A 17130-nucleotide genomic window follows, 5' to 3' on the forward strand; every position below is an offset into this window, starting at 1 on the left:
ACCAGGGAGCCGTCCATGAACCACACCCCGAACCCATCGGACAACACGAACAACGCCGAGAGCGAGGCACCAGTCTCCCCGCGCCATGCGCACATCGTGGGCTGGGGCGCGGACCTCGACCGCGCCATGCGCCCCGCCGTGCCGAAGGAGCGGACGCCGCCGCGCCTGCCGAACCACCCGATCGATCCGCCGCAGCAGCAGCACGCGCACGTCGAGGTGCTGCACTCGACCGAACGCCCCGGCATCACGCCGATCTTCGGCTCCACGCTGCCGCCCTCGGGTCTCAGCGGCTGGTTGCGCCGCGCGGCCTTTCGCCATTCCGAGAACGACCTGCGCCACTGGATGATGCTGCTCATGGCCGACCGCTTGCAGATGGGCGAGGCACTGGTCGGCGATCTCGCGCGCGGCCACGTGCCGAACATCTATGCCGAGATGGGCGGACGCGCCGAACTCCGGCACAACCCGAGGGGCGCCGCACGCAAGGCCGCGATCGGCATCGCGGCCGTGGCGCTGCTCTGCGTGGTGCTCAAGCCGCGCAAACGGGCCCGGCGCCTGCGCGGATGAGCGCAGCGCCAAGGCCGCGGGCCCAATCCCGCGTCGACCGTGTGCTGCGCGAGGTGTTCTGCCTGCGGCAGTTGCGGCCGGGGCAGCGCCGCGTGATCGACCGCGTGGTGGCAGGCGAATCGACGCTCGCGGTCATGCCCACGGGCGCCGGCAAGTCGCTCTGCTACCAGGTGCCCGCGGTGCTGGCGGCGGGGCAGACCGTCGTTGTCTCGCCGCTGATCGCGCTCATGAAGGACCAGTGCGACAAGCTCGATGCGCTCGGCGTCACCGCGGTGCAGTTCAACAGCCAGTGCAGCGCCGAGGCCATCGCGGATGCCGAGCAGGCGATCGCCGATGGCCGTGCGCGCGTGGTCTTCTGCACGCCCGAGCGGCTGGCCGATGCGGCCTTCGTAAAGCTGCTGCGGCAGCGGCCGGTGTCGCTGCTGGTGGTCGACGAGGCGCATTGCATCTCGCAGTGGGGGCACGACTTCCGACCCGCGTTCCTCGAGATCGACGTGGCGGCGCGCGCGCTGGGCAGCCCGGTGGTACTGGCGCTCACGGCCACCGCCAACGACGAGGTGGCCGCCGAGATCATGGAGAAGCTCGGCATCCCGCGCGCCGGCCATGTTGACACCGGCGCCTACCGCACCAACCTGCACTATGCCGTCGAAACCTTCGAGCGCGAGGAAGACAAGCTGCAGCGTGCGCTCGCGCTCGCGACCGGGCTGCAGGGCAGCGGCATTGTCTACACCGCCACCGTGAAGGCGGCGGAGGCGCTCTTCGCCGCGCTGTCCGAAGCCCTGGGCGAATCCGTCGGCCTCTACCACGGCCGGCAGCCGGCCAACGAGCGGCGCGCGGCGCAGGAGCGCTTCATGGCCGGCAACCTTCGCGTGATGGTGGCGACCAACGCGTTCGGCATGGGCATCGACAAGCCCGACATCCGCTTCGTGCTGCACTACCAGGTGCCCGCGAGCCTCGATGCCTACTACCAGGAGTCGGGGCGGGCCGGCCGCGACGGCGAGCGTGCCGACTGCGTGCTGCTGTACCTGCGCCGCGACAAGGCCGTGCAGCAGTTCTTTCTTGCCGGCTGGCTGCCCGAGCTGGCCGAGCTGCGCCGCGTGCAGCAGGTCTTTTCGGAAGCGCGGGATGCGCGGCATGCCTTCGCCGATCTGCCGCAGCGCGCGGGCCTGCCGCGTGGCAAGCTGCGCGTGTTGCTGAACCTGCTGCGGCAGGCGCAGCTGCTCGCGCAGGACGACGAAGGCCTGCTGCGCTGGGGCCGCAAGGCCGCGCTCGACGACGCCGGGCTCGAGGCGCTGCTGCGCGGCCACCACGACAAGCGCGAGCAGGAGCGCGCGGCGCTCGAGCGCATGACCTTCTACGCAACCACCGGCATGTGCCGCTGGCAGGTGCTGCTCTCGGGCCTGGGCAGCGAAGACGAACTGCTGCAGCGCTGCGGCGCCTGCGACAACTGCGCGCGCCTTGCCAGGCACGAGCGCGCGCAGCGGGACGCCGAGGCCGAAGCGGCAGCGGCCAATGCGCAGAAGCAGGCCGCATCGCCGCGCACCGCCTTCGCGCCCGGCGAGTCGGTCCGGGTCGCGCGCTACGGCGTCGGCTCGGTGGCGAACGCCGACGCGATCTCGGTCACGATCGAATTCGCCGACGGCAGTGAGCGCTGCTTCCGGCCCGAGTTCGTGCGGCCGGTGCCCGCACGGCGGGCGCGGCGGTCCGCGGTGCAGGCCCCGGTGCAGGCCCAGGCACAGGCCTGAGAATCGAGCCATGCACCATTCCGCACGCCCATCTTTCGCCCGCTCCCATCTGCTCTCGTCACTGCTCGCGGCCACCGCGGTGGGCCTTGCCGGCTGCGCTGCCAGCCCCGCGGCGAAGGCACCGCCACAGGCATCGGCACCAGCGCCTGCGAACCGGGTCGCAGCACCAGCGCCATTGCCAGTGCCACAGGACGGCGCTGCCGTCGAGCAGCAGTTCGCCCAGTGGGTGGCCGATTTCCGCGCCACGGCGCGCGCCGCGGGCATCGGCGAAGCCACGCTGCAGTCCGCATTCGCCAACGTGCAGTACCTGCCGCGCGTCGTCGAGCTCGACCGGGCCCAGCCGGAGTTCACGCGCACGGTCTGGGACTATCTCGACAGCGCCGTCACGCCGCAGCGCGTGGTCACGGGCCAGGAGCGGCTGCAGCAGGTGCATGCAGAAGCCGACGCGGCCGCTGCGCGCTACGGCGTACCACCGGCCATCGTCGTTGCCATCTGGGGCATGGAAAGCAACTACGGCGGCAACTACGGCAGCACGCCGGTGATCGACGCGCTGGCCACCCTCGGCTTCGACGGGCGCCGTGGCGACTGGGCCCGCCGCGAACTGCTCGCGGCGCTCAGGATCCTCGAGGGCGGCGACATCGCGCGCGAGCGGATGATCGGTTCCTGGGCCGGCGCGATGGGCCAGACCCAGTTCCTGCCGTCGAACTTTCTCGCGTACGCGGTCGATGCAGACGGCGACGGACGGCGCGACATCTGGGGCAGCATGGCCGACGTCGTGGCCTCGACCGCCAATTTTCTTTCGCGCTCGGGCTGGCAGGCCGGCCAGCCGTGGGGTGTCGAGGTCCGGCTGCCTGCGGGCTTCGAGCCCGGCCGCGCCGACATGGCGATTCGCCAGGCCTCCACGCAATGGGCGGCCGAAGGCGTGGCAGCCATCGACGGCCAGCCTCTGCCGGCCTTTGGCGACGGCGCGATCCTGCTGCCCGCGGGCGCGCGCGGGCCGGCCTTTCTGGTCGGGCCGAACTTCCGCACGATCCTGCGCTACAACAACTCGACCAACTACGCGCTTGCGGTCGGCCTTCTCGCGCAGCAGCTGGCGGGTGGTACGGGCGTGCAGGCCGCGTGGCCGCGCGATCTGGCGGCGCTGTCGCGCAGCCAGACGACCGAACTGCAGGCCGCGCTCAACCAGCGCGGCTTCGCGGCCGGCGCGGCCGATGGTGTGATGGGGCCCGCCACGCGCGATGCGCTGCGCCGCTGGCAGCGCAGCGTGGGCTCGCCCGCGGACGGCTACCCGAGCGTCGAATTGCTGCAGCGTCTGCAGCAGCAGAACTGAAGGCGGCGTCCGCTAAAATTGCAGCCGGGTGCGAAGCCGCGAGCGCGGCAACGCAGGTTTCATGCGCTGGTCGGGCCGCCACGCGGTTCACACACGCCATCGCCACCCATGCAAGAGTCCACCATGCAGTACATCGCTGCTGCACTGTTCGCCGTCGCCCTCATCCACACCTTCGCAGCCAAGCAGTTCGAGCGGCTGTCGCATCGCTACCCCCGCCACGCCGGCCTGTTCCACCTGCTCGGCGAGGTCGAGGTGGTGTTCGGCTTCTGGGCCATCGTGCTGGTGCTCACGATGGGCGTGGTCATCGGCGGTGACGCGGCGCTCGACTATGCCGAATCGCGCAACTACACCGAGCCGCTGTTCGTCTTCGTGGTCATGGTGGTTGCCGCTTCGCGGCCGGTGCTGGCCACCGTCATGTCGGTCGTCAACAATATCGCGCGGCTGGTGCCGGTGCCCACGCCTGTCGCCACCGCATGGCTCGGGCTGGCCGCGGTGCCGCTGCTGGGCTCGCTCATCACCGAACCCGCGGCCATGACCATCGCGGCGCTCATGCTCGCGCCGCAGATCTTCCGGCCCCAGGTGCCCGAGGGCGTCAAGTACTTTGCGCTCGGCGTGCTGTTCGTCAACATCTCGATCGGCGGCACGCTCACCTCGTATGCCGCACCGCCCGTGCTGATGGTCGCCACCACCTGGCAGTGGGACAGCGCCTTCATGCTCGCCACCTTCGGCTGGAAGGCCGCCGTGGCCGTGCTCATCAATGCGACCGTCGCCACGTTCGTGCTGCGCCGCCACCTGCCGATTGGTGCCGCGGGCAACCAGCTGGCCGGCGCGCCCGTGCCTGCCACCGTGGCCGCCACGCACCTGGTGCTGCTCGCGGGCATCGTGCTGTTCGCGCACCATCCGGTCGCGTTCCTCGGCCTGTTCCTCATGTTCCTCGGGTTCACGCAGGCGTACGAGCGCCACCAGAGCCCGCTGATCATCAAGGAGGCCCTGCTCGTCGGCTTCTTCCTTGCGGGCCTGGTGGTGCTCGGCGGCATGCAGCGCTGGTGGCTGGAGCCGGTCGTCTCGGGGCTCGAGCCGGTCGCGCTGTTCTTCGGCGCGCTGGGCCTCACCGCGATCACCGACAACGCGGCGCTCACCTACCTGGGTTCGCTGATCGCCAACATCTCGGACGAATCGAAGTACATGCTGGTCGCCGGCGCGGTGGCGGGCGGCGGACTGACGGTGATTGCCAACGCGCCGAATCCCGCGGGTGTGGCGCTGCTCAAGCGCGGTTTCACCGACGAGACCATCGGTGCGGGCGGGCTGCTGCTCGGCGCGCTCGGGCCTACGGCCGTGGCGGCCGCGGCGTTCATGCTGCTGTAGGGTGCGGCCGGGCTGCGGCGGCGGAGCTGCCGCGGACGTGCGTTCATCAATGCAAAGCAGAATAGACTGCGATCCGCTCTTTTTACGTTTTGAGAAGTTCGGATGGCACCTCCCTCTCCCCGACCGCATTCCACCGATAGGTCCGCGGATCTAGCGAGCACCGCTCCTCACAGCGAACCCTTGCGCCGGCTGCACAGCGCCCTTCTGGAACTCTGGAACGCGCATCTGCACCGCGCAGGTGGCTCGCCTGCATGCGTTCTTTTCCTCTCTGTCAGCACCGGAAACGAACGTGCGGAGGTCGTGCGCGCCGTGGGGAAGCGCTTCGATGAGGCCTGGTCCGACGGCGTTCAAAAAATAGAAGTGTGGCGGCGCAAGCAGCCGGGCTCGCCCTTCTGGCTGCGAGCCGACATCGCTCAAAACGTGCAAGCCATGCCGTGGGCGCAATTGAAGGCCCAGCTTCGCACGACCAAGCGCAACTATTTCCGCTGCGGGATCGGCTTCGACGCAGACCTTTCCGTAGCGATCCTGGAGCAGGAGATCGGCGCCAATGCGCTGCTCTACGACAACGCGTTCGAGGAGGCCGTACCCAACGCGACCAACCTGCGGACATACGGCACACGCCGCTTCGGGCGTCCGTTGGCGTGGCCGTCGGAGCCCGAAACGACCGTGTGGCTCTTCGACACCCTCGCCGCGTTTACCGATGGCAGCGATGTCCATTTGATTGAAGACAAAGGACGCCACAGCGGCTACCGCACGGTGGATCGTTGGGACGCCGAATTCGTACACGGAGTGATCGCAAGAAGCAGCGCCTACCTGGCCCGCCAGGTGCAGCCCTCCGGGCGTTTCGACTACGGGTGGTTCCCTTGCTTTGATCGTCCGATTCCAACGTACAACACGCTGCGCCATGCGAGTTCGACCTATGCCCTGCTCGAAGGTTGGGAACGGACGGGCAACCCTGACCAGCGCGACGCGATCGATCGCGCGCTCGGCTATCTCGTACGTGACGCGATCCGGGAAGTAACGCTCCCGAGCGGCGAACGCGCGGCCTTCCTGATCGACATCGGCGACGAGATCAAGCTCGGCGGCAACGCTGTGTGCCTGCTGGCGTTCGTGAAGTACGCGGAGGTCACGGGGGACACACAGCATCTTCCATTGCTCGAAAAGCTGGCACTTGGAATTCTGCACATGCAGGATTCGGCCACAGGTCGGTTCGTGCATGTGCTTGCGTACCCCACGCTGCGTGTGACACAGGAGAATCGGATCATCTACTACGAAGGCGAAGCAGCCTTCGGGCTGATGCGGCTGTACGGGCTGACGAAGAACCCCGTCTACCTCCAGTCCGTCGAGAAAGCATTCGAACACTTCATCGAGGCCAAGCACTGGCAAGCCCATGACCATTGGCTGAGCTATTGCGTGAATGAACTCACGCTGTACCGTAGCGATGAGCGCTATTACCGCTTCGGCCTCGACAACGTGCGCGACCATCTGGATTTCGTGCTGGAGCGGATTACGACATTTCCGACCTTGCTCGAGCTGATGATGGCGGCGCAGAAGATGATCTCGCGGCTGCAGGCGGATCCGGTACATGCGCATCTTCTCAAGGATTTCGATCTCGACAAGTTCTATCGTGCGCTCGAATCCCGTGCGCGCTATCTGCTGAATGGTCACTTCTGGCCCGAGCTCGCGATGTTCTTCAAGAATCCGGCGCGCATCGTCGACGGCTTCTTCATCCGCCATCACAGCTTTCGAGTGCGGATCGACGACGTGGAGCACTACCTGTCGGGTTATGTCAGCTATCTGAAATACCTCGAGGGTTCCCCCAGAATCGAACGCAAGCGCCCTGTCGTGCTTTGGGGCGGCGATGTGAACCTCGGTCGAAGGCAGCACTATCTCACCGCGCGTTTTGGCGTGCATCGCGTCCTCGCACCGGTGCGCGCCATCGCGCGCGCGGACTTGAGCATCGTGAATCTCGAATGCGTCGTGGCCACCAGCGGTCAGCGCGGTGTGGCGAAGGGCGAGGGTGGTCCTTACTACCTGCGTGCTCGCCCCGAGATGCTCGAGGTGCTGACCGCGGCAGGTGTGGACGTGGTGACCACGGCCAACAACCATTCGGGCGACTACGGTCCCGAGGCACTGATGGAGCATTTGCAGTGGCTGCGCAACGTCGGGCTCGCCCAAGCGGGGAGTGGCGTAGATCTCGAGGCTGCGTTGACACCGGCCATCGTGCCAGCGGGAACCCACAACGTGGCCGTGTTCTCGATCGACGCAACGCAGCCCCGCTTTGCTGCGCGTCCAGATGCACCTGGCAGCGCGCACCTGCCGCTGAGCGAGATTCAGCAATGGACTTCATGTCTAGCACCCCGTATCGCCAAGGCGCGCATCGAGGCCAGTGTGGTGCTGGTGGCGGTCCACTGGGGCGAGAACCACACTGCCAAAGTTGACCCGCAACAATCCGCCGTGGGCCGGGCCATCATCGATGCGGGCGCCGACGCGGTATTGGGCGCATCTGCGCATACGCTGCATGGGATCGAACTGCACGAGGGCCGTCCGATTATTCATGACGCTGGTGATCTCTTGTTCGACGCGCGCCGCATCGACAATGGCGACGGCGGGGTGTTCGAGCTCGAGCTTGGCGCAAACGGCATCGAACGCGTCGTTTTCGTTCCGGTAGCAGTCGGTTTCGGCCAGACTGTAGAGCGCGGCGGACCCTCCTCCATGGCAGCGGCGGAACGCTATGTGGCCCGCTGCGCGGCGCTGGGCACGCGGATGCAGTGCCGCAGCGACGGCACTGCAGCGATCGACCTTGCGCCCAGCCGGCGCGATCCTGTGACCGCAGAACCGGCTGCAGCCGTGCGGTATGACCTGCGCAGCTTGCGCATGCCCCGACCGATGCCGAAGGATGCCTGGGTCGACGAACTGCCGGCGACGGCAGCATTGCCGGTACCACTCCGATTCGGTCCATTGACGTTGGTGGGTGTGCGGGCCTGGCCCGAGGAGCCGATCGCCACCCGTGAGAGCATCTGGGTCGAAACATTCTGGACCTGTGATGCAGCTGTGCTGCGCGACTACCGCATCGATATTCGCGCGCAACCCACGGGCAGTTCCACCATGCCGCCCTGGGGCCTTGGCATGGACCACGATCCGTGCGACTGGCAGGTACCGACCACACAGTGGCGGCCCGGCACCCTCTATCGGGACTTTTGCCCGTTGCGTCCGCCCGAGAGAAAAGACTTGGTGAACGGTCGAATGCAGCTTCAGGTTGCGCTGGTGCTGCAGCGCGCACGAGAGCACGTCCAAGCCATCGACCGGTTCTTCGAGCTCGCTGTGCCGGGCAGGGATTCAGCGCCAACGTCGAGCGTCCCCGCGACGTACGCCGCCGAGTTCTCTCCAGAATTGTTGGCCTGCACGCCAGGGCAGACCTGGAACGCGGCTCAGTTGGCCGGTATCACCGGGGGAACCTGGCTGGTCGAGCCGCCGCCGCAATGGTCGGTCCGCTCCGTGGTGTCGGGCGCCAAGCACATCCCGATGCGCGCCTCGCCGGTGCTCTATGTCGCACACGACACGTTCGACCGCGCGCGCCATGAGCAGAGCAATACAACGGGACAGCGCAATGTCGACCGCCATCGATTGCTGCCGGGGTCGGCTACTCAATTGGCCGGCGCCATTGTGAGCAAGCCGGTGGAGGGCATGCCGCCGGATTTCCCGATGCTCCAAGTGCAGGACCCGATCCGCGCCATCATCGAGCTCGGCCTGGCTGCGCGAGCTCGGTACACCGGTGAAGTGATTGCGATAACCGGTACTGTCGGCAAGTCCACGACGATGGGCTTGCTGGCCCAGGCACTTGGCGGCCCGGAGCGCGTGCTCAGCAGTGTCGACAACTACAACTCGCGCGTCGGAGCGCCTTCCACGCTGGCGAGCTTGTCGGCGGAGCATGAAGCTGCCGTCGTCGAGGTGGCGCAAAGTGCGTTGTGGATGAAGCGCGGTCCCATCACGCAACTTTTGCGACCGACGATTGCACTGGTCACGGCGATCGGGTTCTCGCAGACGAACTCGATGGTCAAATCAATCCAGGATGTCGTGCGCTGGAAGTCGCGTGTGTTCGTCGGCCTGAGCGGCCGGGCCACGGCCATTGTCGGAGAGCATCTGCCGCATTTCGAGCAGGTCCTGGAGAGGGCGCGCCAACATGCGAAACGCTGCATTGTCGTTGGCCGCAGTGACAAAGCAGAAGTCCGTCTGCGGAGCTCGCGTGGCAATGCCTACGGTTCGTGGGTCGAGGTTGAGACACCCGAACGAAGTTGCGGCTTCTACGTCCCGCTTCCCGGCGAAGGCATGGTGAACAACGCCATGTCGGTGGCGGCGGTTCTCTATGCAATGGGCTGCGATATTGAATCGGGGATGGCGCGCGTCGCAGGGTTTGAACCAGAAGAGGGCCGCCTGCAGTGGCACACGCTCCAGTGGGATGGTGTGCGCGCGGAAGTGTTGGATGACAGCTGGAATGCGGAAGTCGAATCGATGCGCAATGCACTTTCGGTGCTGGCGCTCGATCGCCGCAACCGCAACGGGCGCAAGGTCGCCGTACTCGGGCGCATCGTCCACCTCGGCGAGATGGCCAAGCCTCTTCACGAAAGCCTTGCCGAACCGCTCCTGCAGTCCGGTGCGGAGCTGGTACTCACGCATGGCGAGGAGATGCAGTTCCTGCGCGCGGTCATGCCATCCGGCCTTCTCGGGCCTCACTTCACATCGGCTGACGAACTGGCGCGGTACCTTCGCAGAGAACTGAGAGACGGCGACACGGTGCTGTTGAAAGGGTCTCGCCGAGACTCGGATTTCGGGGATACTTTTCCGAAGCTGCGTGCGCTGTCGAAGACGACTGCGGCTTGACCGTCAGGGACCCGGCAGCATGAAATCTCGTCGATCGGGGCAGCGGTTGCTGTTCGGGGTGCTTTGCGGGTTGGCTTGCAGCGCCGCGCTTTCGTTCAGTTCCGCGGGAGATCCCTTGCCCTGGGGAATGCCTGCAGAGCAACTGGCTTGCCCCGACGAAGCCAGCTATCTGCACCTGGACGCAAGCGGTAGCTGTCTTCGCTATTTTGGTCCGGTTGACCTTCGCCTTGCGCCGACGCTCATCGTCTACATGACCGGGGACCGCGACGCGATGCTGACACGGCCTTGGAACGAGATCCCGAGCAACACCCGCCAGGCCCTGAGTGCGCGCTACACCGAGCTTTCTCGCCGGGCAGGTGTTCCGGTCGTAATGCTGGCGCGCCCTGGAACCTACGGATCGTCCGGCAATCATCGCTTGCGCCGCCGATTGCGGGACGAGTTCACCCCCCTGAACGACAGCCTCGACGTGTTGAAGCGGCGTTACGGCGTTCAAAGCTTCGTGCTCTGGGGACACAGTGGCGGCGCAACCGCCGCCGCTGCAATGCTGACAATGGGACGCTCCGATATCGGTTGCGCCGTCATGTCCTCGTCGACGTTCGCATATCTCGAGCGGTGGCAGAAGCGCCGGGGCGAGGATGCGGGAGTCTCTCCCCGTCCGAAGGAGGTGGCGCTGGCAAGGAAAATGTACGATCCGCTGGACCACGTCAAGAATGTGGTCCGAGACGAAAAACGCATCGTCTACATCCTTGGCGACCCCCGGGACAAGGTCACCCCGTTTTACCTCCAGGCAAGGTTCGCGAAGGCCCTGAGAAGCGCGGGGCACCGTGTAGTTCTGAGCGAAGTGGAGGGCGTCCCTCCCAGCTTTCACGATCTGCGTGGTGATGTGGGATTGGCCTATGCGCAAGAATGCGCCACTTCAAAGCAAGCGGCGAATCGAAAAGTCAGGCCCAGCTCGCAAGCTCATCGATAGAGGGTCGATTTCCGGCAGCCATCAATAATCAAGCAAGAATGGGCAGACCGATGACCCCGCTCCCCAACGGCATCACCTCGCGCGAATTCGGCCGCATGCCCGACGCCCGCGTGGTCGCCGAATACACGCTCGACAACGGCCTCGGCCTGCGCCTCAGCGCCATCAACATCGGCGGCATCGTCACCGCACTGCACGTGCCGGACCGCAACGGCCAGAGCGGCAACATCGTGCTGGGCCTGCCGACACTGGCCGACTACCTGGCGCCGCATCCGCACCTCGGCACCATCGTCGGCCGCCATGCGAACCGCATTGCACAGGGGCGCTTCACGCTCGACGGCCAGTCGCACCAGCTGTCGGTCAACGACGGTGACCATTCGCTGCATGGCGGCCGACATGGCTTCGGCACACGCTTCTGGCAGATCGAGCCCGTTCCCGCCGACGAGTCGCCGGACGCCGTCGCGATCGACCTGCGCTACACGAGCGCCGATGGCGAGGAAGGCTATCCGGGCACGCTGCAGGTGGCGGTGCGCTATGCGCTGAGCACGCGCGAGAACACCTGGCGCATCGACTACCGCGCCGAGACCATCGACCGCCCCACGGTGCTGAACCTGACGCACCACGACTACTTCAATCTTGCCGGCGGCAGAGGCACGGTGCTGGACCACACGCTCACGATCGCCGCGAGCCGCTACTGCCCCGTGGACGCCGGCCTGATCCCGCTCGGCGAGGCGCCAGTGGACGGCACGCCATTCGACTTTCGCGCGCCGCGGGCCATCGGCGAGCGCATCAGCGAGCCGCACGCGCAACTGCTTGCGGCCGGCGGCTATGACCACAACTGGGTGCTGGATCGCGCGGATGCGAACGGCTTGGCGCTGGCTGCCCGCGTCGCGCATGCGCCCTCCGGGCGCGTGATGGAAGTGCACACCACCGAGCCCGGCGTGCAGTTCTATTCGGGGAACTTCCTCGACGGCAGCTTGCGCGGCAGCCACGGCGAGCCGCTGTTGCGCGGCGCCGGCTTATGCCTCGAGACGCAGCACCATCCCGACGCGCCGAACTGGCCGGAGTTTCCGTCGACCGTGCTGCGACCCGGCGAGCGTTTCGACAGCGCGACCGAGCACCGCTTCGGCCTGCTCGGCTGAGCGGGCCCGCCGCTTCAGCGCGGCGGCGGCGGCGCCTGCACCATCGCCGCCACCAGGCGCCGCACGATCGGCAGCAGGCCGAGCAGCGCAGGAAAGGCGACCAGCCACGACACGCCCCACGCGGCCATCCACTGCGGCAGCAGCCCGTCGTTGAAGCCGACACTCTTGAGCGTCGCAATGCCCGCGACGATGCACGACATGAAGACCGACAACAGAAGCGGCATGAGGACGCCGGCCCAGCGCGCGGGCAGCTTGCGCGCGCTCATCGGGAAGGCTGGCTTGCGGCCAGTTCGCGGATGTAGTCGGCGAGCGTGCGCGCCGGGCGGCCAAGAATGGCCTCGAGCGTGAGCGCATTGCCGCCGAGGCCGTGGGCCGCGTAGTGGGCATGCACCTTCGAGAGCATGACGAGCTGCTGCGCGTCATAGGGTGGGCGCGCCACGGCCACCCACTTGTCGAACGGCAGTTCCGCCGCACGCACCGGCCGTCCGAGTGCCTCGGCGGCGATGGCTGCGATCTCGACGCGGTTGAAGCGTCCTGGTGCGCAGAGTTCGAAGCTGCCGTACGCCAGGCGGTCTTCGGTCAGCGCGATGGCCGCCGCTTCGGCCACGTCGCGGTAGTCCACGCGCGCGATGCGCGTGCCGACCGGGTAGGGCTCGGCGAAGACGCCCTCGCGCGCAATGGCCGCCCAGGCGGACTGCAGGTTCTGGAAGAAGTTGGCCGGGTGTAGCAACGTGTAGTCGAGCGTCGATTCGAACAGCGCTGTTTCCACCGGCAGCTTGCTCGCGTGGTTCGCGAGCGTGGCGTGCGTGGGCTGGATCACCGAAGAGAAAACGAACTTGCGCACGCCCGCGGCCTGCGCCGCCGCCACCATGCGGCAGCCCATGTCGGCCTCGTCGGGCTGGAAGGCCGGGCCGATGTGGAACACGCCGTCGCAGCCCGCCGCCGCGCGCGCGAGGCTCGCGCCGTCGCGCAGGTCTGCCACCGCCACCTGGTGCGCGCCACGCTGCAAGGCTGTCGCGGTGTCGTCCGGCCTGCGCACCAGCGCGCGCACGGTGGCGCCGCGCGCAGCGAGTGCCGGCAGCACGAGGCCGGCGACCCGGCCGGTCGCTCCGACCACCAGCACGGTGGGTTTTTGTCGTTCCATGGATGATTCCTTTTTTCTCTTGATTGCCTGCGAAGCGGCCATCGCCGCGGAACCGCAAAGATAGGGAAGGCATGCGCACCGGAGAATCCGCGCGCCGCGCCAAGAACCTTCATCCAGACCGGAAAGATGCATGGACCAGCTTCAGGACATCCGCGCCTTCGTCGCCATCGTCGACCACGGCAGCCAGAGCGCAGCCGCGCGCCAGCTGGGGCGCTCGGTGCAGTCGATCAGCCGTTCGCTTGGCATGCTCGAGCGCAGCCTCGGCGTGCAGCTGCTCCGCCGCACCACGCGGCGCTCGTCGACGACCGAAGTGGGGCGCAGCTACTACCGTCGCGTGCAGGCCGCGCTGGCCGAACTCGACGCAGCGGGCGCCGAGGCGAACAGCCAGCGCGAAGCGCCCAGCGGACTGCTGCGCGTCGCTGCACCGGTGGAGTTCTCCGCGTCGTACGTGGTGCCGCTGGCGGGCGCGTTCATGCAGCGCTACCCCGGCATGGCGGTGGACCTCACGGCGTCCGACCGGTTCGTCGACCTGATCGAAGGCGACCTCGACCTCGCGATCCGCATCGGCGAGCTGCCCGATTCGGAGCTCGCGGCGCGGCGGCTCGGCGCACTGCGGCGGGTGGTGTTCGGTGCGCCGTCGTACTTCGAGCGGCACGGAAGACCCGCGCGGCCCGAGGACCTCGCGGCGCACGAATGCCTGGTGCGCACCACGCACGGCAACGACGGGCACTGGCCGTTCTCGATCGACGGCCGGCGCGAGCGCGTGAAGGTGTCCGGCCGGTTTCGCGCCGACAGCACCGCCGCGCTCTACGCGGCGGCGACCAGCGGCATGGGCCTGTTCTTCACGCCGCTGTGGCAGATCCGGCATCTGGTCGCGAGCGGCCAGGTCGAACTGGTGCTCACCGCGTTCGAGGCGCCGCCGCTGCCGGTGCACGCCGTGTGGCCTGCCGCGCGCGGCAGTTTCGCGCGCGCGAAATTGTTCGCGGATTTCGCGGCGGAGAGCCTGCCGCCGCTCTGACCGATCGGCAGCGCCCGCCGCTTCAACCCGCGAACAGCGCGGCCGGCAACCCCGGGCTTGCGATGCGCACCTTGAACAGGCCGCCCGCGAGCGGCTCGGACTCCAGCTGCTCGGGCGTGAGGCCGCTGCGCGCGGTGCTGATGTAGAGCGTGCACAGGTCCGCATCGCCGAAGGCGCAGTTGGTCACGTTGCTTGCGGGCAAGGCGATGCGGCCGAGCTCGTCGCCACTTGCGGGGTCGTGGCAACTCACGCAGCGGCCGCCCCAGCGCGCGATCCACAGCCGGCCGGCGGCGTCGGTGGTCATGCCGTCGGGCAGGCCTTCGCCCGCGCCGAAGCGCAGCCACACGCGCTTGTTGTGCACCGTGCCGGCCGCGGCATCGAAGTCGTAGGCATGAATGCAGCCTTCGGCCGTGGCGTTGAAGTACATCGTGCGTTGGTCAAGCGACCAGGTCGGTCCGTTGGTGACCGCAAAGCCGTCGTCGTGCCGCGTACAGCGGCCGTCGGCATCGAAGCGGTAGAGCGCGCCGGTCGGCGCCTGGCAGTCGAAATCCATGCTGCCGCCCCAGAAGCGGCCCTGCCGGTCGCACTTGCCGTCGTTGAAGCGATTGCCGGTGCGCTCGGTCTCGGGCTGGTGCAGGTAGCGCGGCGCGGCGTCGGCGGCCGGGTCGAACAGCGCGAAGCCGCGGCGCAGCGTGACGATCAGCCCCGGCGCCTCGGCGCGCTCGGCCAGGGCGGTGATCTCCTCGTCGAACTGCCAGCTGCGGCGCGCGCCGTCGCGCGGATCGTGGCGGTAGAGCCGGTGCTCGAGGATGTCGACCCAGTACAGCACTTGGTCGCGCACGGACCACAGCGTGCCCTCGCCGAGCGTCGCGCCCGCGGGCCACAGGCATTCGGGCTGGCCGAGGATGGTCGGTGCGGTGAGCGCGCTGCCGCTGTTGTCGTGGTTCATGTGCTTGTCTCCTTCTTCGTTGTTGTCTGTCACGCGGCCTTGACGCGGCGGATCGTATCAAGGCATATTGATAATAGAAATTGCGATTTATGGCATCGATAGATATTGAATTTGCAATGTCACTGCCAACCGCTTGGAGATGCCTCCCTTGACGACTGATTCACCGGAAAAGCCATCGATCCACCCCAGTCTGGCGGGGCGCACCGTGTTCGTGACCGGCGGCGGCAGCGGCATCGGCGCGGCCATCGTGGCGGCGTTCGCCGCGCAGGGCGCCCGCGTGGCATTCATCGACATCGCCGAAGCCGCGAGCGCGGCACTCGCTGAGCGCATCGCCGCCGCGGGCCATGCGGCGCCGTGGTGGCGCAGCTGCGACGTGCGCGACATCGGCGCGCTGCAGCAGGCCATGGCCGACGCGGCGGCCGAGCTCGGCGACTTCGCGGTGCTGGTCAACAACGTCGCGAGCGACGACCGCCACACGCTCGAATCGGTCACGCCCGAGTACTACGACAACCGCATGGCCATCAACGAGCGGCCGGCGCTGTTCGCGATCCAGTCGGTGGTGCCGGGCATGCGGCGCCTGGGCTTCGGCGCGGTCATCAACCTGGGCTCGACGGGCTGGCAGACCAAGGGCTCGGGCTACCCGTGCTACGCGATCGCCAAGTCGTCGGTCAACGGCCTCACGCGCGGGCTGGCGGTGGAGCTGGGCCGCGACCGTATCCGCATCAACACGGTGTCGCCGGGCTGGGTGATGACCGAGCGCCAGGTGAACCTCTGGCTCGACGACGAGGGCGAGAAGGCGCTGCACCGCAACCAGTGTCTGCCCGACAAGCTGATGCCCGAAGACATCGCGCGCATGGTGCTGTTCCTCGCATCGGACGACGCGAAGATGTGCACGGCGCAGGAGTTCACGGTGGACGCCGGCTGGACCTGATCAGTCCATCTCGAGCTTGCGTCCGTAGACGCTGAGGCTCGCCGTCTTCAAAGCCTTCATCATCACCTTCGCCGCCGGCGACAGCAGCCGGTCGGTGCGCGTGATGATGCCGAACGCGTCCATGTGGCAGGGCATGTCGAGCGGCAGCAGCGACACGATGCCGTGTGCCGCATAGTAGCGCGCCACGTCGCTCGCGAGCACCGCCACCATGTCGCTCTGCTGCAGCATGCGCGTGATGAAAAGCAGGGCAGGGCTCTCGATGATGTTGGCGGGCGGCGCAAGGCCTTCCTCCTGGAACATCAGCTCGAAGCGGTGGCGCAGCACGCTGCCCGCGGGCGGCACGATCCAGCCGGCGCCCACCACGTCGCGCAGCGTGAGGCCGCTCACGCCCAGCAGCGGATGGCCGGGGCGCACCAGCGCGCACACCGGTTCCTCGGCCAGCGCCTCGTAGCGCAGCTGCGACTTGTCGTGCTCAGCGAAGAGCCGCGCCACCAGGATGTCGAGCTTGCCCTGCGCGAGCCGCTCCATCAGCACCGCGCTGGTCTCGATCTCGAGCGACACGCGCAGGTCGGGCTGCTCGCGCTTGACGATCGCCACGGCGGGCGGCATCAGCGTGATGCCCGGCGCGGTGATGGCGCCCACGTTCACCTGGCCGAAGCGGCCCGCCTTGAGCGCGGTGAGTTCGTCGTGCGCCTGGTTCAGGCTCGCGAGCGCCACGCGCGCATGGCGGATCATGGTTTCGCCGTACCAGGTCGGGCGCATGCCGCGCGGCAGGCGCTCGAACAGCGGCACTTCGAGCACGTCCTCCAGGTCCTTCAGCAGCTTGGAGGCCGCGGGCTGCGTCATGTTCAGCACCTGCGCCGCGCGGTGGATGTTGCCTTCCTCCGCCAGCGCCACGAGCAGCAGCAGTTGCCGCGTCTTGAGGCGCGCGCGGATGAACCAGTGGTTGTAGTTGTTCATGGCTTTTGATTGCTTGCCTAGCGGCTTGGAACTTTGGGCTGACGGGTTTTCCAGAATCCGTCGATTGATATCCATTTTGTCGAAAAAATGATTGGATCGATATCAATATCGTTCATAGACTCTCGCCACTTCAA

Annotated in this window: 13 protein-coding genes; 9 read left to right on the top strand and 4 right to left on the bottom strand. The window is 67.5% G+C overall.

The annotated features are described in order from the left end of the window. The first annotated feature begins 15 nt into the window (after positions 1-15). The 7 genes from AC3A6G_RS05575 to AC3A6G_RS05605 all read left to right on the top strand — a co-directional run bounded on the left by AC3A6G_RS05575 (position 16) and on the right by AC3A6G_RS05605 (position 11994). The gene (locus tag AC3A6G_RS05575; protein WP_487873274.1) at positions 16-564 is read left to right on the top strand and encodes a hypothetical protein; all 549 of its coding nucleotides are present in this window, start codon (positions 16-18) and stop codon (positions 562-564) included. Then, positions 561-2309: a RecQ family ATP-dependent DNA helicase gene (locus tag AC3A6G_RS05580; RefSeq protein ID WP_487873275.1), complete on the top strand. Its 1749-nt coding sequence runs from the start codon at positions 561-563 to the stop codon at positions 2307-2309. The genes AC3A6G_RS05575 and AC3A6G_RS05580 overlap by 4 nt, the downstream gene beginning before the upstream one ends. A 10-nt stretch (positions 2310-2319) precedes the next feature. Next, positions 2320-3639, top strand: coding sequence for a lytic murein transglycosylase (locus tag AC3A6G_RS05585; RefSeq protein WP_487873276.1), 1320 nt, complete (start codon positions 2320-2322; stop codon positions 3637-3639). 108 nt (positions 3640-3747) lie between these two features. Next, on the top strand, positions 3748-5004 hold the full coding sequence (locus AC3A6G_RS05590; RefSeq protein WP_487873277.1) for a putative Na+/H+ antiporter: 1257 nt from the start codon (positions 3748-3750) through the stop codon (positions 5002-5004). A 180-nt stretch (positions 5005-5184) separates the two neighbouring features. Continuing rightward, the gene (locus AC3A6G_RS05595; RefSeq protein ID WP_487873278.1) at positions 5185-9885 is read left to right on the top strand and encodes a CapA family protein; all 4701 of its coding nucleotides are present in this window, start codon (positions 5185-5187) and stop codon (positions 9883-9885) included. A gap of 19 nt (positions 9886-9904) precedes the next feature. Then, the gene (locus tag AC3A6G_RS05600) at positions 9905-10855 is read left to right on the top strand and encodes an alpha/beta hydrolase family protein (RefSeq protein ID WP_487873279.1); all 951 of its coding nucleotides are present in this window, start codon (positions 9905-9907) and stop codon (positions 10853-10855) included. Positions 10856-10905: 50 nt separating this feature from the next. Then, a complete protein-coding gene (locus tag AC3A6G_RS05605; protein WP_487873280.1) occupies positions 10906-11994 on the top strand; it encodes an aldose epimerase family protein in 1089 nt (362 codons plus the stop codon). Positions 11995-12008: 14 nt separating this feature from the next. On the opposite strand, the gene AC3A6G_RS05610 is transcribed toward AC3A6G_RS05605, so the two are convergent. After that, entirely contained in the window at positions 12009-12260 is a 252-nt protein-coding gene (locus tag AC3A6G_RS05610; RefSeq protein WP_487873281.1) for a DUF2798 domain-containing protein, read from the bottom strand. Next, complete coding sequence (locus AC3A6G_RS05615) at positions 12257-13138, bottom strand: NmrA family NAD(P)-binding protein (RefSeq protein WP_487873282.1); 882 nt, start codon at positions 13136-13138, stop codon at positions 12257-12259. Before AC3A6G_RS05615 ends, AC3A6G_RS05610 begins: the two co-directional genes overlap by 4 nt. A 130-nt stretch (positions 13139-13268) precedes the next feature. Here AC3A6G_RS05615 and AC3A6G_RS05620 point away from each other — a divergent pair, with 130 nt between their 5' ends. Further along, on the top strand, positions 13269-14156 hold the full coding sequence (locus tag AC3A6G_RS05620) for a LysR family transcriptional regulator (RefSeq protein WP_487873283.1): 888 nt from the start codon (positions 13269-13271) through the stop codon (positions 14154-14156). A 22-nt stretch (positions 14157-14178) separates the two neighbouring features. On the opposite strand, the gene AC3A6G_RS05625 is transcribed toward AC3A6G_RS05620, so the two are convergent. Beyond that, positions 14179-15105, bottom strand: coding sequence for an SMP-30/gluconolactonase/LRE family protein (locus tag AC3A6G_RS05625; protein WP_487873284.1), 927 nt, complete (start codon positions 15103-15105; stop codon positions 14179-14181). A gap of 148 nt (positions 15106-15253) precedes the next feature. On the opposite strand from AC3A6G_RS05625, the gene AC3A6G_RS05630 reads away from it, so the two are divergent. Next, entirely contained in the window at positions 15254-16036 is a 783-nt protein-coding gene (locus AC3A6G_RS05630; protein WP_487873285.1) for an SDR family NAD(P)-dependent oxidoreductase, read from the top strand. Here the strand turns inward: AC3A6G_RS05630 and AC3A6G_RS05635 are convergent, their stop codons facing one another. After that, positions 16037-16996, bottom strand: a complete 960-nt coding sequence (locus AC3A6G_RS05635; RefSeq protein ID WP_487862275.1) for a LysR family transcriptional regulator — start codon at positions 16994-16996, stop codon at positions 16037-16039. Between the last annotated feature and the right edge of the window lie 134 nt (positions 16997-17130).

The organism is Variovorax sp. Soil_C_26, from assembly GCF_057657075.1.